This window comes from Arthrobacter sp. HS15c, assembly GCF_040812005.1.
Lineage (GTDB): Bacteria > Actinomycetota > Actinomycetes > Actinomycetales > Micrococcaceae > Arthrobacter.
Genome location: NZ_JBFOHM010000007.1, coordinates 251854 through 270540 on the forward strand (window position 1 = coordinate 251854; position 18687 = coordinate 270540).

At 65.7% G+C, this 18687-nt stretch carries 16 protein-coding genes and 1 pseudogene; 13 read left to right on the forward strand and 4 right to left on the reverse strand.

Annotated features, from left to right (window positions below):
• Positions 1–12: 12 nt before the first annotated feature.
• The 8 genes from ABV518_RS13680 to ABV518_RS13715 all read left to right on the forward strand — a co-directional run bounded on the left by ABV518_RS13680 (position 13) and on the right by ABV518_RS13715 (position 10392).
• Entirely contained in the window at positions 13–399 is a 387-nt protein-coding gene (locus ABV518_RS13680; RefSeq protein ID WP_367767618.1) for a TfoX/Sxy family protein, read from the forward strand.
• Positions 400–401: 2 nt separating this feature from the next.
• Entirely contained in the window at positions 402–1682 is a 1281-nt protein-coding gene (locus ABV518_RS13685) for a flavin-containing monooxygenase (RefSeq protein WP_367767619.1), read from the forward strand.
• Between the two features lie 254 nt (positions 1683–1936).
• Positions 1937–2794, forward strand: coding sequence for an alpha/beta fold hydrolase (locus ABV518_RS13690; RefSeq protein ID WP_367767620.1), 858 nt, complete (start codon positions 1937–1939; stop codon positions 2792–2794).
• A 65-nt stretch (positions 2795–2859) separates the two neighbouring features.
• Positions 2860–4371 (forward strand): DUF3375 domain-containing protein, encoded by a 1512-nt coding sequence (locus ABV518_RS13695; RefSeq protein ID WP_367767621.1) that lies wholly within the window; start codon positions 2860–2862, stop codon positions 4369–4371.
• On the forward strand, positions 4368–5018 hold the full coding sequence (locus ABV518_RS13700; protein WP_367767622.1) for a DUF4194 domain-containing protein: 651 nt from the start codon (positions 4368–4370) through the stop codon (positions 5016–5018). The genes ABV518_RS13695 and ABV518_RS13700 overlap by 4 nt, the downstream gene beginning before the upstream one ends.
• Positions 5015–8455 carry an ATP-binding protein gene (locus tag ABV518_RS13705; protein WP_367767623.1) on the forward strand — a complete coding sequence of 1147 codons (3441 nt, stop codon included), beginning with the start codon at positions 5015–5017 and terminating at the stop codon, positions 8453–8455. Before ABV518_RS13700 ends, ABV518_RS13705 begins: the two co-directional genes overlap by 4 nt.
• On the forward strand, positions 8445–9734 hold the full coding sequence (locus tag ABV518_RS13710) for a Wadjet anti-phage system protein JetD domain-containing protein (RefSeq protein WP_367767624.1): 1290 nt from the start codon (positions 8445–8447) through the stop codon (positions 9732–9734). The genes ABV518_RS13705 and ABV518_RS13710 overlap by 11 nt, the downstream gene beginning before the upstream one ends.
• A gap of 37 nt (positions 9735–9771) precedes the next feature.
• The gene (locus tag ABV518_RS13715; protein WP_367767625.1) at positions 9772–10392 is read left to right on the forward strand and encodes a hypothetical protein; all 621 of its coding nucleotides are present in this window, start codon (positions 9772–9774) and stop codon (positions 10390–10392) included.
• 18 nt (positions 10393–10410) lie between these two features.
• On the opposite strand, the gene ABV518_RS13720 is transcribed toward ABV518_RS13715, so the two are convergent.
• Entirely contained in the window at positions 10411–10662 is a 252-nt protein-coding gene (locus ABV518_RS13720) for an antitoxin MazE-like protein (RefSeq protein ID WP_367767626.1), read from the reverse strand.
• Positions 10663–10858: 196 nt separating this feature from the next.
• Here ABV518_RS13720 and ABV518_RS13725 point away from each other — a divergent pair, with 196 nt between their 5' ends.
• A complete protein-coding gene (locus ABV518_RS13725) occupies positions 10859–11587 on the forward strand; it encodes a hypothetical protein (RefSeq protein ID WP_367767627.1) in 729 nt (242 codons plus the stop codon).
• 110 nt (positions 11588–11697) lie between these two features.
• A complete protein-coding gene (locus ABV518_RS13730) occupies positions 11698–12171 on the forward strand; it encodes a hypothetical protein (protein ID WP_367767628.1) in 474 nt (157 codons plus the stop codon).
• Positions 12172–12185: 14 nt separating this feature from the next.
• Here ABV518_RS13730 and ABV518_RS13735 read toward each other — a convergent pair whose 3' ends face one another.
• Together ABV518_RS13735 and ABV518_RS13740 are read right to left on the reverse strand one after the other, a co-directional pair.
• Positions 12186–12740: a hypothetical protein gene (locus tag ABV518_RS13735; protein WP_367767629.1), complete on the reverse strand. Its 555-nt coding sequence runs from the start codon at positions 12738–12740 to the stop codon at positions 12186–12188.
• A gap of 212 nt (positions 12741–12952) precedes the next feature.
• The gene (locus tag ABV518_RS13740) at positions 12953–13531 is read right to left on the reverse strand and encodes a DUF6318 family protein (protein WP_367767631.1); all 579 of its coding nucleotides are present in this window, start codon (positions 13529–13531) and stop codon (positions 12953–12955) included.
• Between the two features lie 518 nt (positions 13532–14049).
• Between ABV518_RS13740 and ABV518_RS13745 the strand changes: the two are divergent.
• A pseudogene (locus ABV518_RS13745) lies at positions 14050–15636 on the forward strand (alkaline phosphatase).
• A gap of 103 nt (positions 15637–15739) precedes the next feature.
• On the opposite strand, the gene ABV518_RS13750 reads toward ABV518_RS13745, so the two are convergent.
• Positions 15740–16114 (reverse strand): hypothetical protein, encoded by a 375-nt coding sequence (locus ABV518_RS13750; protein ID WP_367767632.1) that lies wholly within the window; start codon positions 16112–16114, stop codon positions 15740–15742.
• Between the two features lie 163 nt (positions 16115–16277).
• Between ABV518_RS13750 and ABV518_RS13755 the strand changes: the two genes are divergently transcribed.
• Positions 16278–16919: a response regulator gene (locus ABV518_RS13755; RefSeq protein ID WP_367767633.1), complete on the forward strand. Its 642-nt coding sequence runs from the start codon at positions 16278–16280 to the stop codon at positions 16917–16919.
• Complete coding sequence (locus ABV518_RS13760) at positions 16916–18664, forward strand: sensor histidine kinase (protein WP_367767634.1); 1749 nt, start codon at positions 16916–16918, stop codon at positions 18662–18664. Before ABV518_RS13755 ends, ABV518_RS13760 begins: the two co-directional genes overlap by 4 nt.
• Positions 18665–18687 lie beyond the last annotated feature (23 nt).

Consider the following 18687-nt stretch of genomic DNA (forward strand, 5'->3'; position numbering starts at 1 on the left):
GGGAGAACAGCCATGGAGATGCCCAAGGCGTCCGACGCCGACAAGGAACGCTTCCGGTCGGTGGTCCCGGACCGTCCGGACGTGGTGGTGAAGCCGATGTTCGGCAACCTCGGCGCGTTCGTAAACGGCAACATGTTCGCCGGACTGTTCGGCCCTGTCATCGGGGTGAAGCTCGACGACGAGGCCCGGGTGCAGCTCGAAAGCACTGAGCGGACGGTCCCTTTCGGGCCGGCCGAGCGGCCCATGGCGGGCTACGCCGGGTTGCCGGAGGTGTGGAACGCAGAGGGCGACGGCGACGACGCCCGGGTGCGGGCGTGGGTGGAGAAGGCCCTGGACCACGTCGCCACCCTCCCGCCCAAGGAACCAAAGGAACGCAAGCCCAAGGCCGCCAAGAAGTAGCCATGACCTCCTCCGATGCACTACGCGAACAGGCTCCGCAGAGGGTCAACACCGTGGTGCTCGGCGCCGGGCAGGCGGGCCTGGCCACCAGTTACTGGCTCACCCGGCACGGCGTGGAGCACGTGGTGCTGGAGAAGCGGGACGCGCTCGGCGGGGCGTGGCAGGGCCGGTGGGATTCGTTCTACTTGAACACCCCCAACTTCCTGTTCAGGCTGCCGGACCTCACCTACGACGGACCCGAGCCGGATGCCTTCCTCCCCCGCGATGCCGTCATCGACCTGTTCCGCGACTACGCGCAGCGGATCGCCGCGCCCGTGCTGCTGGGAACGGAGGCCACACGGATCGCCCGGGCGGACGGACAATTCAGCGTGGAAACCAACGGAGGGTGGTTCGCGGCGGAAAACGTGGTGCTGGCGAACGGTGCGTTCCAGCGCCCGCGCATCCCCTCGGCGTCGTCGAACATCCCCCGGCACGTGCACCAGTTGCACAGCCAGGATTACCGCAACCCGCAGCAGCTGCCGGAGGGTGCCGTGCTGGTGGTGGGCACCGGCCAGTCCGGCGGGCAGATCACCGAGGACCTGCTGGCGGGCGGCCGCACCGTCCATCTCTCCGTTTCGAGCTGCCCGGAGGCGCCCCGCCGGTACCGCGGCCAGGACATCCTGCACTGGATTCTGCAGATCAACCTGCACGGTCCGGAGCACGGCCTCAACGGCTTCCGGGTGGAAAATCTCCCCTCCCCCGCCGGACGCTTTATGTGCAACCCGCTGGTCTCGGGCCACGGCGGCGGCCACAGCGTCCACCTGCGGGAGCTGGGGCGCCGCGGGGTGCAGCTGCACGGCCGCTTTGAGGGGGCGGACGACGGCGTACTCGCGTTCAGCGACGACCTCACCGAACGCCTGGCCATGGTGGAGGCCGGGTTCGGCCAGCGCCTCAAGGCAATGACGGACGCGTATATCGAGAAAGCCGGCATCGACGCGCCCGCCGCCGAACCGGTCCCTGTTGATCAGTGGCTTCCCGGGGAGTCAGGCGCACGGCTGGACCTGGACGCGGAGAACATCGGGACCGTCATCTGGTCAACGGGCTACGGGCTGGACTTCAGCTTTCTGGATATCCCGGTGCTGGACGAGTGGAACTACCCCCGGCACACCGCCGGCGTCACCGAAGTTCCCGGCCTGTATGCGGTCGGGCTGCCCTGGCTGACCCGGCAGGCGTCGGCAACACTGGGACTGGTAGGCGACGACGCCAAGTACGTGGTGGAGCACATCGCAGGCCGGGGTACCTGAGCCAGACCCACGACGCTCTCTCACTTCCTGCAGGTTTTTGGGCCACCCTCTCTCACTTTCTGCAGGTTTTTGGGCCACCCTCTCTCACTTTCTTCAGGTATTTGGGCCACCCTCTCTCACTACCTGCACCTCAAGGGGCATCCGGCCGCGAGTCAAATCGCGGTTTAGAGCGGCAACGCCCCAGAGTTCAGGGCGGGCCCGGGTAGATGCAGCCGACCCTGTCGAACCCCACCGTCCGGGCGTAGCATCCTGCCATGGAATCTATTCGGGTCATCCTGCTTCCCGGGAGCGTGCTCCCAGCGCAACCCGCCTACGACGAACTGATCAAAGCCCTGGGACCGGACGTGCAGGCCGTCGCCAAGGACCTGGAGCTCTACGCGGGCGACGAGCCTCCAGCGGATTGGAGCCTGGACACCGAGGTCGACGGCGTGCTGCGGGAGGCCGAAGCCCTCGGCTGGGAGACCTTCCACCTCGTCGGATATTCCGGCGGCGGGGCAACCGCGCTGGCGTTTGCCGCCAAGCACCCTGACCGGCTGCTCAGCCTGGCGCTCCTCGAACCCGCCTGGGCCGGAAACTGGGACTGGAGTCCCGCCCACGCGGCGCTCTGGAAGCAGTACGAGCAGCTGGAGACTCTCCCTCCGGAGCAGTTCCTGTCCGCCTTCATGAGGCTGGGAGTGAAGTCCAACGTCGTCCTGCCGCCACAGCAGCCCGGTCCGCCGCCGCCGTGGATGGCCAAGCGGCCCGCCGGCATCAGGGCCTTCCTGCAGACATTCAAAAGCTATGACCTGGACAGGGCGCGTCTGGCCGCGTTCCGGCCGCCCGTGTTCTTCGCCCTGGGCGGCCTGAGCAACCCGGATGACTACGGCGAGATTGCCACCCGGCTGGCACGGGTGTTCTTCCCGGACTTTCATCTGGAGGTGTTCCCCAAGCGCCACCACTTCGACCCGGCGCACCGGATCGAACCGCAGCGGCTGGCTGAGCTGCTCCGGCGGCACTGGGATCAGGCGGAAGGCAGCCCGGCGGCGGGACCTAGCGACTTCAGGGAACTGCCGCGCGTCACCTCTGAATCAAGCACGGCGGAGATTCTGGATGACCTTCGTGGCGACCGTTGATCGTTCATCTGCACACCACAGCCGTAATCGGCAGGTAATCCACTACTCCTCCGCAGAAATTGTCGGTGGCGGCGTGTAGCTTTGGGCTGACCAGTCATCCCGCGCTGCTGCCACAGATCCGCCCCGAGGACGCCATGGATTTCTACGCCATCAACAACCTGCGTGAGAACCACCCAGGATGGTCCCTGCTCCGCGCGCAGAACGCCCCGCTGGCCATCAGTTTCTTTATGAAGGCCTTCACCGGACCCAACCAGCGGGACATTGGCCGGCAGGAACTCGTAGACCACCTGGACGACGTCCTGTTCGGGCTCCGTGACGTTTACGGCGAGGACAAATTCCCCCGCCCTGCTTCCGAATACCTCGATGACTGGGCCGCCACGGAACGGGCCTGGCTGCGCAAGTACTACGTGCCCGGCCAGGACGAGCCGCATTACGACCTCACCCCTGCAGCGGAGGACGTGGTCCGCTGGGTGGAGAACCTGCGGGGCCGGGACTTCGTGGCCACCCAATCAAGGCTCACCAGCATCTTCGCCGTACTCAAGGCCCTGGTGCAGCAATCCGAAACCGATCCCGAGGTAAGGCTGGCCGAGCTCCAGCGCCAGCGGGACGGAATCGACGCCGAGATGCAGCGGATCAGGGACGGCAATGTCAGGGTGATGACAGCCCCGGAAGCCCTGGACCACTTCCAGCAGTTGACCACCCTCGCCAAGGACCTGCTGGCCGACTTCCGCGAGGTCGAGCAGAACTTCCGCAAACTGGACCGCCAGGTCCGTGAACAGATCGCCACGTGGGAGGGTGGGCAGGGCGAGCTCCTGGAGACCATCTTCGCCAACCAGCAGGGCATCAGCAGCTCCCTCCAGGGCCGCACCTTCCAGGGATTCTGGGACTACCTGATGTCGCCTCAGCTCCGCTCCGAACTGCAGGACCTGCTGGAGCGCGCCACCCGGATCGAGGCGCTGTCCGGCGTCAAGGACCTGCACGCCGTCACCAAGCTCCACCAGGACTGGCTGCCCGCCGTCGACCAGACCCAGGCCACGGTCCGGCAGCTCTCCGAGCAGATGCGCCGCCTCCTCGACGACAAAGTATTCCTCGAAAACAAACGCATCATGCGGCTGATCCGCAGCATCGAATCCGGCGCACTCGGCACGCGGGAGGCGCCGCCGTCCGGCATATTTATGGAGATCGCCGCGCAGTCGGTGGACGTGGCACTGCCTTTCGAGCGGCCGCTCTATGAGCCCAGCCGGAAGGTGATGGTGGACGACGACATCGTCACCGCCGATGACGCGGACGTGGACGCAGGTGCCCTGTTCAGTCAGTTCCATGTGGACATGGAGCGCCTGAAAACCAATGTGGATGCCGTCCTGGCGGACGCCGAACAGGCCACGTTGGTAGAGGTCATCCAGGCCCACCCGCTGCAGCAGGGGCTCGCCGAGATCGTTGCGTACTACCAGCTGGCCAGCGAATCCCCGTGGGCCAGCATCCACGACGATGTGCCCCAGCAACTGCAGTGGGAACTCCCGGACGGCAGCATCCGCGAAGCGACCATCGATCAGATCATCTTTGTGAGGCCGGCATGAATCCCACGGACACCACTGCAACACAGGCCCGCACGCCCGAGGAACTCCCTGGCGTTGTCACGAGGCTGTTCCGCGGCGTGGTCTACGCCGAGTCGGACGAGAAGGTCTGGCAGTCGCTGATCACCCTGGAGTCGCAGACCCGCGACTACGTGGCAGTGCTCGGGCTGGACCTGATCCTGGACGAATCGGAGGGCTATGCGTTCCTCAGGTCGCGGGAGGATCCGGAGGGGGACCTCCCCCGGCTCATCCCCCGCCGCCGGCTCACCTTCGACGTGAGCCTCCTGCTCGCCCTGCTGCGCGGCCGGATGCTCGAATTCGACACCAACAGCAGCGAACTGCGCCTCATCATGTCCCAGCAGGAGATCACGGACATGGTGGCCGTCTTCCTGCCCGAATCCAGCAACCAGGCCCGCATCCTGGACCGGCTCGGCGCCAACATCAAGAAAGTGGTGGAGCTGGGCTTCCTCCGGAAACTCCGCGGCCAGGCAGACACGTATGAGGTGGCCCGGATCCTAAAGGCCTACGTCGATGCCCAGTGGCTGGAGGAGTTCGACGCACGGCTCGCCGACTACCGCGCGTCGCTGGACGGATCACCGGGCGCCGCCCTGGAAACACGCGAAGGCACCACCGAAAGGGAAGTCCCGTGACCGCCAATCTGCAGGACAGCCTGTTCAGCCTGGAGGACCCGGAGGAGCCGGGCGAGAACACATCGGACGACGCCGGCACTCCCCCGGGCTACCGGTTGCACCGTTTGGAACTGCTCAACTGGGGCACGTTCCATCAGGGTGTGCGCACGTTCCGGCTGGACGGCGCCAACAGCCTCCTCACCGGCGACATCGGCTCCGGGAAGTCCACCGTAGTGGACGCGATCACCACCCTGCTGCTGCCCGCCAACAAGATCGAGTACAACAAGGCAGCGGGCGCGCAGAAGAAGGAACGCAGCCTCATGTCCTATGTGCGGGGCTACCACAAGAGCACCCGCAGCACCGGCGGCGAGAACTCCAAACCGGTGTCGCTGCGCGAAACGGGTGCGCTCACCGTGGTGCTTGCGGTCTTCCACAACGCCGTGCTGGGCAAGTCGGTCACGCTGGCCATTACCCTCTGGGCGGTCCAGGAAGCCGGCCAGCCCAACCGTTTCTACTCGCTGGCTGAGGCGGACCAGTCCATCGCGCAGGACTTCGCCAACTTCGGCCAGGATCCCTACAAGCTGAAGAAGAAGCTCAAGGCGGCGGGCGTAACGGTCCATGACACCTTCGAGCCGTACGCGGCGGCTTTCAAGCGGCAGTTCGGCATCAGCGGGGACCAGGCCATGGAGCTGTTCCACCGCACCGTGTCCATGAAGCAGGTGGAGAACATCACCCACTTTGTGCGCACCAACATGCTGGACGACGACGACGTCGACGCCCGGATCAAGAAGCTGATCAGCCACTTCGAGGACCTCAAGAAAGCCCACGGCGCCGTGCTGCGCGCCAAGGACCAGATCGCCCTGCTCTCGCCCATCCGGGACGGTGCCGCCAGGCACGCGAGCCTGACCCATGAGGACGCGGAGGCCAGGGCCCAGCGCGACCAGCTGCACCCCTGGTTCACCAACCAGCGCCTGATCCTGAGCCGGGCACACGCGGCCGAACTGGAGAGCACCGGCAAGCGCCTGGGTGAGGACAACGCCGCCCTCACAGCAAGGATCACGGAACTCCGGCACGAGCTCAGCGCCGTCGCGGAGGACATCCGCTCGAACGGCGGCGGCCGGCTGGCGGCCATCGACGCGGACGTCGCGAGGCTGGGCGGCGAAGCCGCGGCGCAGCGGACGCGCTACCAGACCTACGCCGCTGCCGCGGCGGAACTGGGCCTCCGCGCCCCGGAGGACCGGGTGCTGTTCGACGCCAACCGGGACGGGCTGGCGGCAGTCGAATCAGGGCTGGCCCACCAGTACAACGGGCTTCAGGAGAGCCGCACCGAGCTGACCATGACGCGCACGGTCCTCAACGGGCGCGCCGCCGACATCAAAGCGGAGCTGACCAGCCTCCAGTCCCGGCGCAACCTGCTGCCGCTGCAGCAGCTGGAGATCCGGCGTCGGCTGTGTGAAGGTACGGAAGTGCCGGAGAAGGCGCTGCCGTTTGCCGGCGAACTGCTGCGGGTCCGCGACGGCGAAGCAGGCTGGGAAGGCGCGGCGGAACGCACCCTGCGTGGCTTTGCGCTGTCGCTGCTGGTGCCGTCAGAACACTATGCGGCGGTGAGCAGCTGGGTGGATGCCAACAATCTCCGCGGCCGGCTGGTCTACCTGAAGGTGGGCGAGGCCTACTCCCCCAAAACGGCGGAGCCGGGCACGCTGGCCGCCAAGATTGCCATCAAACAGGGCACGCCGTTCCGAGATTTCCTGCTGGAAGAACTGGCCGGCCGGTTCGACTACGTCTGCTGCGACAACCTGGCGGATTTCCGCCGCCACCCCAAGGCGCTCACGGCCAATGGCCAGTTGAAGGGTGGCCGCGGCCGGCACGAGAAGGATGACCGGAAGGACCTGGCGGACCGCCGGAACTACGTGCTGGGCTGGGACAACCAGGACAAGATCAACCGTTTCCTGGCGGAGCTGGACGACGTCAAGGGCCAGCTGCAGGTGGCGGGGACGCAGCTGGGCAAAGTGGACGGGCAGCTCGGTGACATCGGGCGCAAAAACCAGCAGCTGGGAACCGTCCGGTCGGTAGCGGATTTCGGCGAGATCAGCTGGGAGCTCACGGCCCGGCGCGTTGAGGAGCTGAAGGAGGAGCGTCGGCAGCTGGAGTCGGCCAGCGACGTATTGCAGCAGCTGGCAGTCCGGGAAACCGCCCTGAATGCCGACCTGAAGCGGTTCGAAGAGCGCGCCGGCAAACTCCAGCAGCGGCTCGGCGCCAATGAGAAGGATTCGGAGAACCTAGCGGAGGCCATCGCGGAGTGCCGTGCGTTGCTGCAGGACGAGCCGTTGACGGACGACGGCGGGCTGCTGGCTGCCGTCGCCGGCCTCGCCGCCGCGGCGCCCGGGGAGAAGGTCCTCACCTACAAGAACACGGTGGCGGTGGAGAGCGCGGTGCGGGCCGGTCTCACGGCCACCATCGACGCGCTGTCCAAGCGGCTGGCCAGGGCGGAAGCCGACACGGTGCGGCTAATGGCTGACTTCCGGAACAAGTATCCGAATGAAACCACCGAAATCGACGCCTCGCTGGACGCCGCGGGTGATTACGAACGGCTGCTGGACCAGCTGGAGAAAAACGATCTCCCCAAGTTCGAGGCGCATTTCAAGGACTCGCTGAACCAGAACACCATCCACGAGGTGGTGGCCTTCAACGCGTTCCTGGACAGCCGCCGGCAGGACATCGTGAACCGGATTACCGAGATCAACCTGTCCCTGGCCAGCATCGAGTACAACCGCGGCCGGCACATCCAGCTGGAGCACCAGAACAGCACCGACCTGGACGTCCGGCAGTTCGGGACGGACCTGCGGGCCTGCTCGGAGGGGACTATCGGGGACGAGGACCAGTACTCCGAGCAGAAGTATCTGCAGGTGGAACGGCTGATCGAACGGTTCCGCGGGCGGGACGGCTTCACCAACCTCGATGAACGGTGGACGGCGAAGGTCACGGACGTGCGGAACTGGTTCACCTTCTCCGCGTCCGAGAAATGGACCGAGACCGGCGAGGAACTCGAGCATTTCACGGATTCCGGCGGCAAGTCCGGTGGCCAGAAGGAGAAGCTGGCGTACACCATCCTGGCCGCGGCGCTGGCGTTCCAGTTCGGCCTGGGGGCAGGGCAAGGTGCGGGCCGGGGCGCCGCCACGGGCCCGGGCCGGAGCGCGGGCAAGGGCCGCAGTTTCCGGTTCGTGGTGATCGACGAGGCGTTTGGCCGTGGATCCGACGAGTCGGCGCGGTACGGCCTGGAGCTGTTCCAGCGGATGAAGCTCCAGCTGCTGATCGTCACTCCCCTGCAGAAGATCCACGTGATCGAACCTTTTGTGGCACACGTGGGCTTCGTCGCCAACACCAACGGCAACGATTCCAAGTTGCGGAACCTGACCATCCAGGAGTACCGGGAAGAGCAGGACCGGTATGCCGGGTGACGGCCCAGCGGTCCGGGCGCATGCAGGGCGGGCGCAGGGCTGGACGTCTTTGGCGGACCTGCGCGCACTGTCATTGAAGTCCTGGAACAGCGGTGCGCTGCTCCGCGAACTGCTGGAACCCTCCGGACTGCACCCCCGCCGTCGAACGTTAAAGCGTCCGACGGCGGCGGGCCTCCTCCGCGATTATGCGGCGGCCCGCGCGTGGGCAGCTGAGCTGGTGTCCGCCGTCGGCCCGTTCAGCCTGGAGACTGCGGAGGTGGGCAGCAGGACGATCGGCTCCAACCAGCTGCCGGCGGTTGCCGTGTTTGCCACCGTTGACGATGAGATTGGGTTCACCGGTAAGGCGAAGGACGCGGCCCGGTTCGTGGCGCTTGCGGAGAAACTGTCCGCGCTGGACCCCGCGTTCCGCGGATGGGCGCTGCGGCGGCCGCTCCAGCTGCTGGATCTGGACGCGGACGCGCTGACCGCGGCCCGGGTGGCGTTGTGGCTTCGCGATAATCCGGAGCCCGGCGTCTACGTCCGGCAGCTCAGCCTGCCGGGAGTGCACACGAAGTTCATCGAGAACCACCGGAAGGTGATCGGCGAGCTGGTGGAGGCGCTGGGCACTGACGCAGCGAGCGCTGCGGTTGAGTCCGCCGATGAGACGCTTCCGGAGGTGCCGGCGGAACCCGGCTCGCTTTTGGGCCAGCCACCCGCGCGGACGCCTGGTGCCCGCTTCGCGGCGCGGCATGGTTTCCTGCATCAGCCCGAGCTCGTGCGGTTCCGGGCGCTGGATCCCGGGATGCAACTCTTGGGCGAAGCCCGGGACATCACCGTCACCGCTGAAGCGTTTGGCTCGCTGCGGCTGCCTGTGAAGGCGGTAATCGTCACGGAGAACCTGGTGAATTTCCTGGCTCTTCCGGACCGCCCCAAGACACTGGCCATCTACGGCGGAGGTTACGGTTTCTCCTCCGTGCGCGATGCCGGTTGGCTGCGGGACTGCGAAGTCCTTTATTGGGGCGATCTGGACACGCACGGCTTCCGGATTTTGGATGAGCTGCGGGCCGTCCACCCGCACGTGGTCAGCGTGCTGATGGACGAGGCCACACTGTTGGCCCACCGCGAAGCGTGGGGCAGGGAGCCGTCGCCGTCCACGGCGTGGCTCAAGAGGCTGACGGCCGAGGAGTCCGCGCTCTACGAAGCGCTGGGCAACGATGCCTACGGCCCATCCGTCAGGCTGGAGCAGGAACTGATTCGCTGGGACTGGGCGCTGGAGCGGCTTGGCACGGCTGGAGGTTGAGCCCGCCTCAACGAATCCAGTTCGCTAGGGTGTCAGGATGGATAGGAACGACATCTCCGAAGAAGAACTAAAAGATGCGGTAATCCACTCGTTATCTGCCCAACTCGTGGCTGATGGCTTGATCGACCCCAGCGGACTGTCGAAGTATGAGTACAAGGCGGCTGCGCTCGCAGCGTTGAGGCGTCTTAAGAGTGAGGGAGCGGAATTCTACCTCATCGTCGATCACAAAGATTCCGTCTTGGAGCAGGCCAAGGAATTTGCCGAAGCAGGCAAAGCTGATTTTGCCATTATGTTCTACGCCATGTGGATCGAGCACTGGCTGAACGGTATGTATGTTTGGAAATCAACAAGCCGGGGTGCACCGCAAGAAGAGGTAGTCGGCCAACTGCGCAACAGCAGTATGAAGCAGAAGCTCACGTCAAAGTGGAACACGGCATTCGGTGACGAACTCCCCGCCAACTGGGTCCATCTGATGCTCGATATCGCAGGCCATCGCAACGATTACGTCCATTACAAATGGCGGGTTCAAGGCGAATTCGAGGAATTGTCGAAAATGAAGGATATGAAGATAGAGCTGCTGCGCAAAGCAGAGTGGATAGTAGGCGAGCTCGAATCCCTGGAGCATCAGATGGTTTATGGAGGATTCCCTCACATCTGACGGCTTGGTCATGAAAACTCAGGCCGCTCTCGATCGCATCAGCCTGAAACCCTGCACAACTCGCCTCGGTTCACTCCGGCCAGTCTTCCGAAATCTGCTCAACGAAATCCTGGTCGTCACCGGCGCGGTAAGCGGCGACAACTGCCATAGCTTGCCGGCGCGCTTCACTCCTGAATTCCTCCGTGCGTCCAGCACCCACATTTGAATCTGTCGGAAGCCGCGCTCGCGCATGGCGAGCCTGTGGCATGCAACGCGATCCCTTACGCTCATAGGTCAATGTCATATGTAACGCGTCCGCTCCGATCAAAAGTTCAACGGCCCGGACCGCGGTCGCGGCTGCGTCCTTGAGCCCGTCGAAACCCGGCGGTTGGGTTGTCAATCCCCTGCCGGAGACAATGGCGGCGTCGAGATTTAGAATGACTATTCACAAGTAGAAGCGCACCACGCTCCTGCTCGGGGATCATGAATGGGATGGATGATCATGGGCAACAGCGCACCTGACTCCGGTGAAGAACCACGCTCTGTCCCGCCGCGGATGCCGACCACCCCACCGAGGACCGGAGCAGCAGAGGAGTTTACGGCGCCCGCCAATGAACCCGCGGGCAGCCCCTCCGTTCAGCTGGCCGGCAGGGACGAGGCGTCAGCGGCACCGCTCGACAACTATGCCGAATTCATCCGCCGGTTGGAAACAGCGGCGGGGAACCTCATTCCCCGGCGGGATGCCCTGAGCGCGGCCCTGGACGCCGCCGGACTCCTCGTAAACCAGAACAACGCAGGCGTCGAGCTTTGGGGTCAGCGGCGCACTCGCATCCGTCAGCTCCTCAACCTTCAAGCTGCAAAGCAGCAGGCCCGGACCTACCGGAGCCTCACCGGGCTCCATGAGGTTGCCCTGAAGATGGAGCAGATGTTCAGCAATCGCGCGCAGCGTGTGCAGCAGGTGTGCAGCAGGCTCCAGGCGCGCCGGGACCAGATCAACGCGTCCCTTGTTGAACTGGACAAGAGCAAGGCCAAATTGACGTCCTCGAGAAGGATCGCGCAGGAGCGGGAGAATCTCAGCAAAATCGCCGCGGACCTGTCGGTCTCCACCGATAACCTCAGCTTCGGTGTTCCCGACCCCAGCCTTCGTGACAGCCTCCGTGAGGCCCGGGAGGCAATAGTTTTTGCCGAGGCCCTCCTGGAAGTGAAAGGGAACTGATCATGCCGAACCCACAAACCAAGCACCGGGTTGTCTGCAGTTTCACGGACAGGGAGTGGACCGGGAGGCCGGACGATGGAGCGGGTGCTTTGTTCGGCAAGTTGTCGGTTATGGGACTCGCACTGTGCTTCCTCCTGATGCTCCTGATTCCTGGCCTGAGGGATGTGGCCGCCGTGGCGTTGTTCGTAGCCATGTTTGCAACCACTTTCACCGTCCTGAGCATCCTCGCCAAGAGTTCCCGGGAGCGGGGATTTCTCCAGGGCGTGACCGCGTCTGTGAACGACGTGCTGCACGAACTCTCCGTCGGCAGCGCTGCCGGGCTCGGGGCGGACGATCTGCGCCTGCTGCTCGTCAATGGCGGAACCAGGCCACTGTCAGTGAACGGGGTGGCCGGCCTGGAACTCAAAATCATTCGGAGTACGTCACCGAAGGCTTCGCTGCACGCCAAACCCATCCTGAAACCCGTAACCACCACATACGTCGTGCTGGCAGCCACCCCGCCCGATTACGGAGTGGAAAGCTTCGACCGCCTGCTCGAGGCAGTCACCGCAGACCCGGGCGCTGCTTCCCCCGGAGCCGACTGAGATCTGAACCGGCATCACGTCGCTCCCGCGGCGTGCGGCGCGGGACGGCGCCAGTCACGGAACCAGGCATGATAGGCGGCCAGAAGCAGAAGCGCCGCTGCGCCCACACCCATGGCAAATGACAGGAGCAAAACGCCGACGGTGATCGCAAGGAGCAGGATGCCTTCGACCTTGTCCACCCTGGGTGCTGCCAAACGCAGGCCGGTCGCACACAGCAGGCCCAGGAGGAGTGCGAGCGCACCAATCACGAACGTCAGCCCGAACCAGCGCAGCCGCAGGTAGTCCTCCAGGAAGTTGGAAACCGAAACGAGCACAGCGGCGAGGGCGGCCAAGCGGACCGCGAACCGACTCAGCTTGGCAGCCCGTCCAGGCAGGTGATCGTGTGTGGCCCAAAAGCTCCCAAGAGCCCACAGGGTGGCCCCCAGGAACACCATCGCCACGGAAAGCAGTGCGACGGCGGTGTATTCGAGCGGAGTCTCGGGATTCCAGTACCGAATTTCCCCAAAGGCATTTACCGCGGCACGAGCGCCGAAGGCGAAGCCGGCAAGTGCAGCAGTAACAACGACCAACCGTGATTCCGCCAGGGCGACCCCCGGGAGGTACTGACCGGCACCTTTTCGAGGCTGAGGAAGATCTTTTTCCAACATCGGTCACACCCATCCTTTATATAGGCGTGGCGTCCTGTCTCGGCAGATGACGCCGTGGTCCACAGATTGGCCCTGCCGCTGATTCTTGTCAAGACGATTGCGTAACTACACTTCTCGCCGAATCAGTAGTGACGTCAACCCACCAGGTGCCCCATGTCGTCGACAAACCATCCGCCGTCGCGATAACTGAGGAAGACCACGATGGGCTGGTTCACAAGCTCGTGAGGCTCCTGCTTTTCCTCCCCGGCTGCGTTGAAGAACCGGATCTCCTCCTGGCGGACGAGGAGGGTGACATCACCGGTCAACGACCCGTCCTTGACCATCGCCGACACACTTTCGGTGAAAGTCCGACCGCCGCCAAGCCAACCGCCGTCGGCGTAGCCGGCCTTGATGCCGTCAGCCAGCCGTATACAGAACTTGCATTCCTGGCCGGTGTAGCTCAACCATTCGTCAGTCTGTCCCGTCTCAAAACCATAGCCGGATAGTTCGATGAAGTACCGGACAAAGTTCTCCAGCCCCTCCTTGGTCTCGGCATCCGAGTCTGGTCTCTTTATCGGCTTCTGGACATGCCGCGCAGGCCCTTGCGGACCGCCCGCAATCCGCGAAGGTGTGGGAGTGGACGCTGCGGGGAAGGTCTCCGGCGCTGTGACCTCTTCTGAGGAAACCTGCGGCCGGGCCGCTTCGGGATTTCCGCAGGCTGAGAGTAAACACATCAAAGTGATGCAAGCGGCGGTCATACTGAGTGAGCACAGTGAATGAGGCATGGATGTCCCCCCCCCCCCCCCGACATTCCGGATTTGTGAGCTGTCCCGTAACGGTAACCGAAACGGCGCGTCCGGCCGGAAAGTTATCCACAGGAACATCGCTGAGAGCTCCTCCCCATGGCCCGACTTCTCCCAGGCGATCCGAAACACTTCCGCGCACAGATCCTCGGCGGTGGAAGCACTCTCAGCGCGGCGGCGAAAGTAGCGGTAGATGCGGTCGTGGCAAGCAGCGTGGGCCGCCATGAACCGCTTTGTCGTTCCAGTTCCACACGCTCCCCCAGATGCGTTTGTGAGCTCATACCCCGTTAATGTCCGGCAGCCCGGCAAGTGTAACGGGGATCCTAGATTCCCTCCGCCCCGGAGCCGATTGAGCCGCCGCAGCCGGTTAACAACTCTTGTCACGCAGTTAACCGCCCATTCACACCGTCCTCAGAGCCCGTCCAACCGGCCGCCGTAGGTTCGAAGCCATGGACAACATCTCACGCAGATCCCTGATTTCCGCAGGCCTCGGGGCCGGCCTGGTCGCCGCCCTGCCGGGTGCCGCCGTCGCCGTTTCAACCGCGGACGACGCCGGTCTCCGCACCGATCCGTTCCTGCTCGGCATCGCCTCGGGCGAGCCGTGGCCGGACGGCTTTGTGATCTGGACGCGGCTGGCGCTGGATCCCATCGCGGAGAACGGCCTGGGCGGCATGCCTTCCCGCGACGTCGCGGTCGCCTGGGAAGTGGCTGAGGACGCCGGCATGCGCACCGTAGTAGCCCGCGGCGTCGAAACCGCCCGGATCGAAACCGGGCACTCCGTCCACGTGGAGCTCAAAGGCCTGCGGTCGGGGCGCGAGTATTTCTACCGGTTCCGTACTGGCCGCCACGTCAGCGCAGTGGGCCGCACGCTGACCAGCCCGGCGCCGCACGAGACGCCGGCGGCGCTGGCCATGGCGTTCGCCAGCTGCTCGCAATACGAGCACGGCTACTTCACCGCCTATTCCCGGCTGGCACAGGACCACCCAGACCTGGTGCTGCACCTGGGCGATTACATGTACGAGTACAAAAAGGGCAGCTACGTGATCGGCGGCGGCAACCCGCGCGACCACCAGGGCCCCGAGACGTCCAGCCTTGCCGGCTACCGGCAGCGGCACGCGCAGTACAAGTCCGACGCCGACCTGCAGGCCGCGCACGCGGTCGCACCGTGGCTGGTGGTCTGGGATGACCACGAGGTGGACAACAACTGGGCGGACGAGGTCCCGGAGAACACGGACGCCGCCCAGCTGAACGACACCACCGAGCGGTTCCGGCAGCGCCGCGCCGCCGCATTCCAGGCGTACTACGAGAACATGCCGCTGCGGGCTTCATCGGTGCCGGCCGGGTTCGACATGAAGATCTACCGGACCATCCAGTGGGGCCAGCTCGCCAACTTCCACATGATGGACACCCGGCAGTACCGCGACGACCAGCTCGCCGGAGATGGCTGGAAGAAGAACGTTACCGAACGCCTGGCCGAGGACCGCACCATCACTGGCGCCGAACAGGAGAACTGGCTGCTGGACGGCTTCCGGAACTCCACCCAGCGCTGAGACATCCTGGGCCAGCAGGTGTTCTTCGCCGAGCGGGACCGCGCCCAGGCACTGGACGTCGACGACGTCTCCATGGACGGCTGGGACGGCTACGCCGCGTCGCGCCGCCGCATCACCCAGGGCTGGGTGGACGCAAACGTCCGCAACGCCGTCGTCCTCACCGGCGACGTGCACCGCAACTGGGCCAACGACCTCAAGGCCGACTACAAGGACCCGGCCTCCCCCGTGGTCGGCTCGGAACTGGTCTGCACGTCCATCACCTCCACCGGCAACGGCACCGGCTCCACCGCCGATCCGACGATGGCCTGGAACCCGCACCTGAAGTTCTACAACGACAACCGCGGCTACGTGAACACCCGCATCACGAAGGATGCGATGACCGCTGACTTCCGGACGCTGGACTACGTCACGACGCCGGGATCCCCCGTCAGCACGAAGGCCTCCTTCGTGATCCAGGACGGAGTGCCCGGCCTGGTCGGTGGTTGAGCCTGTCGAAAGGGGTTGACGACGGCGGCGGGGCGGCCAGGTCTCCAGCTGACCGCCCCGCCGCTGTTGTTGGCGATAAGATCCGTGACGGCTGCGAACAGACTCAGTCCAGGACCGGCGTCGGGCGGCGCCCCGGCGAGAACATCAGCACGACGGCCGCGATCGTGACCAACACGAACACGCCAACCAGCAGCTTGATGCCTGCCGGCACGTCGACGAAGAACGCCGGCAGGGTGGTGAGGGTGATGAGGATGATCGCGCCGGCAGCGACGCGGAGCGCGGCGCGGTTGCCGGTACGCCACGTAACGATCACGGCGGCCAGGCCAACCAGGCCGAGCACGCTGTCGATAATGAGGATGCCGCTCGGCGGGCCAACCTGGCCGTCCGGAGTGGGGAACAGCACGCTCAGGATGTTAAACGCGCTGTAGATGCCGGCCAGCAGGAGGCCGGTCCTCTGACGTTTCGATGCGGTGTTCATGGTTTGCTCCTCAGATGGGTCGGATGAAGTGGACAACTCCACTGTCGGCCCGCGCCGCCTCCCTCCACGAGGGACGGCCTGCCCCTCCATCTTCCCGCGGATCCCCGGCGAAAGGGAGGAAGTTCCCGGATCAACCGGGAGCGTACGTGCCCATAATGGGTTCATGAACCTCAGGGTGCTGATCGCGGACGACCATCCTGTGGTGCGCGGCGGGCTCCGGGCGCTGATCGAGACCCTGGAAGGACTTGAGGTGGCCGGTGAGGCAGGCGACGGCGAGACCGCCGTGCGGGAGGCACAACTCCTGCGGCCCGACGTCGTACTCATGGACGTCCGGATGCCCGGTATCGACGGCGTGGAAGCCACCCGCCGGATCCGTGCCGCGGTGCCGGAGACGGCAGTGCTCATGCTGACCATGTACGACGACGACGCGACAGTTTTCACCGCGATGCAGGCCGGAGCCCGTGGCTACCTGCTCAAGGGAGCCGGGCAGGAAGAGATCGTCGCTGCCATCCGCGCGGTGGTCACCGGTCAGGCGATCTTCGGGCCGGGAGTGGCGGCACGCATCCTGGGCTACTTCACTGCACCACCCACACCAAGTCCCGCCCCCTTCCCGGAGCTCACCGCCCGCGAGCGCGAGATCCTCGACCTGCTCGCGTCCGGACGGCGTACGACGGCGATCGCCGAGGCGCTGTTCCTCTCCCCCAAGACGGTCAGCAACCATCTGACCAGCATCTTTGCCAAGCTCGAGGTGTTGGACCGGGCCGCCGCGATCATCCGTGCCCGTGAAGGCGGGCTCGGCACGTGACCGCCTCTCCTGCACTGCTCGCGCTGGCCGTCCTTGGTTTGAGCGCGGCCGTCAGCGGGTTGGCGTTGCTCGGCGTGCGGCGGGTCCGGCCGAGCGCCGTACTCATGATCCTCGCAGGACTGACCATCATCTCGGGGGCCGTTCTGGAAGCGACGGGGGGAGGCTACGCGCCGCGCCTGGCATTCATCATCGGCGGCATTTTGCTGGCGCCGCTCGCACTGACCGCGTACCCGGCGGTCACCTGGCGCCACCCGGTGGACTTCGTCTCGCTGGTGGTGATCGGAGGCTCGGGCGTACTGGCGGTGGCCTGGGCAGAGAGCGACGCGGCTGTCTTCGCGATGCTCCTGGTGACCGTTTGTGCCCTGACAGCGCACACCTGGTGGAAGATCGAACGTGCCACGGACCCCGACCGGTGGGCCCTCAAGTGGATGGCGCTCGCGGGTTCACTGGTGGGGATCACCGCGTTCATCACCCCGTTTATGCTGCTCGGCACGGCCGGAGAGGTGACAGCCTACCTCGCCATGAGCACCGTCGCACCCGCCCTGTACGTCGGGGTCCGCCGGCCCGAGGTCGTCGATGTCAGGGGCCTGATGGTGCGGTTCGTGGTCTTAGTGACCGCGGTGGTCGGCTACGTGGCCCTCTTCATGACCGTCGAGTCCCTGGCCGAGATCCTGGGAGGCCGTGTGCCGCCTGTGGGCACGCTGGCGATCATCGGCGCCGTCGCGGCGATGACCTTCCATCCGCTGCAGGTTGTTCTGCGGGCCGTTGTGGACGAGCTCCTCTTCGGCGCGCGTCCGGACCCGCTCGGGGCGGCCACCCGGGTGGTCGGCCACATCGGTGACGACCCGGTGCTCGCACTGCGGGCGATTCGCGAAGCACTGGTCCTCCCGTACTCTGCGCTCCGCCTGGACGGGAAGACCGTCGCCGAGTCCGGGGCAGCGGTCACCCACACCAGGACCCTCGCGCTCGCCCTGGGCCCGGACCGGTCGGGGGAGCTCGCGGTGGGCCTGCGGCCCGGTGATCTGGCCCTGTCTGCGGGTGACAGCCACGTGCTCAGCCTGGTCGCGCCACTGCTGGCCCAGACCCTGCGCGCCCGGGCATTGGCCGACGAGCTGCGGGAGTCACGTGGCCAGGCCATCACCGCAATCGAGGAGGAACGCCGCCGGCTGCGCCGCGACCTCCACGACGGCCTCGGCGCCCGGCTGTCCGGGATCGCGTTCACGTCGGACGCCATACGTAATACCCTGCGCAACGACCCTTCAGGAGCAGAGGACCTGCTGCGGACCCTGCGCCAGGAGACAGCGACCGCGCTCGAGGACATCCGGGGGCTGGTCTACGCGATGCGCCCGCCTGCGCTCGACGAGCTCGGTCTCGTCACGGCCCTGCGGCAGCAGGCACTGGCCCTGCGGGCTCCTGACGGGACACCACTGCGGGTCGATCTGCGCGCAGACAGGCTGCAGGTGCTGCCCGCGGCCATCGAGGTGGCGGTCTACCGCATTGTCGTCGAGGCGCTGACCAACGTGGCCAGGCACTCGACGTCAACCAACGCGACGGTCAGCCTCACACTCCGTGAGGAGGCCCTCGAGGTCGAGATCACCGACGACGGGAGCACCGGTACGACGTGGCAGGCCGGCGTCGGCATTGCCTCCATGGGAGAGCGGGCGGCCGAGGTCGGCGGCACGCTCTCCGCCGGGAGCACCCCCCGGGGCGGCCGGGTGCATGCAGTGCTGCCAATCCCGCCGTGACACGTCCCCGGGCCATTGTGCGG

Excerpts from the sequence above, each read along its gene's own strand:
- ABV518_RS13680 (WP_367767618.1), top strand. The coding sequence starts at position 13 with ATGGAGATGCCCAAGGCGTCCGACGCCGACAAGGAACGCTTCCGGTCG.
- ABV518_RS13685 (WP_367767619.1), top strand. The coding sequence starts at position 402 with ATGACCTCCTCCGATGCACTACGCGAACAGGCTCCGCAGAGGGTCAAC.
- ABV518_RS13690 (WP_367767620.1), top strand. The coding sequence starts at position 1,937 with ATGGAATCTATTCGGGTCATCCTGCTTCCCGGGAGCGTGCTCCCAGCG.
- ABV518_RS13700 (WP_367767622.1), top strand. The coding sequence starts at position 4,368 with ATGAATCCCACGGACACCACTGCAACACAGGCCCGCACGCCCGAGGAA.
- ABV518_RS13710 (WP_367767624.1), top strand. The coding sequence starts at position 8,445 with ATGCCGGGTGACGGCCCAGCGGTCCGGGCGCATGCAGGGCGGGCGCAG.
- ABV518_RS13715 (WP_367767625.1), top strand. The coding sequence starts at position 9,772 with ATGGATAGGAACGACATCTCCGAAGAAGAACTAAAAGATGCGGTAATC.
- ABV518_RS13720 (WP_367767626.1), bottom strand. The coding sequence starts at position 10,662 with ATGAGCGTAAGGGATCGCGTTGCATGCCACAGGCTCGCCATGCGCGAG.
- ABV518_RS13725 (WP_367767627.1), top strand. The coding sequence starts at position 10,859 with ATGGGATGGATGATCATGGGCAACAGCGCACCTGACTCCGGTGAAGAA.
- ABV518_RS13730 (WP_367767628.1), top strand. The coding sequence starts at position 11,698 with ATGGGACTCGCACTGTGCTTCCTCCTGATGCTCCTGATTCCTGGCCTG.
- ABV518_RS13740 (WP_367767631.1), bottom strand. The coding sequence starts at position 13,531 with ATGTGTTTACTCTCAGCCTGCGGAAATCCCGAAGCGGCCCGGCCGCAG.
- ABV518_RS13750 (WP_367767632.1), bottom strand. The coding sequence starts at position 16,114 with ATGAACACCGCATCGAAACGTCAGAGGACCGGCCTCCTGCTGGCCGGC.
- ABV518_RS13755 (WP_367767633.1), top strand. The coding sequence starts at position 16,278 with ATGAACCTCAGGGTGCTGATCGCGGACGACCATCCTGTGGTGCGCGGC.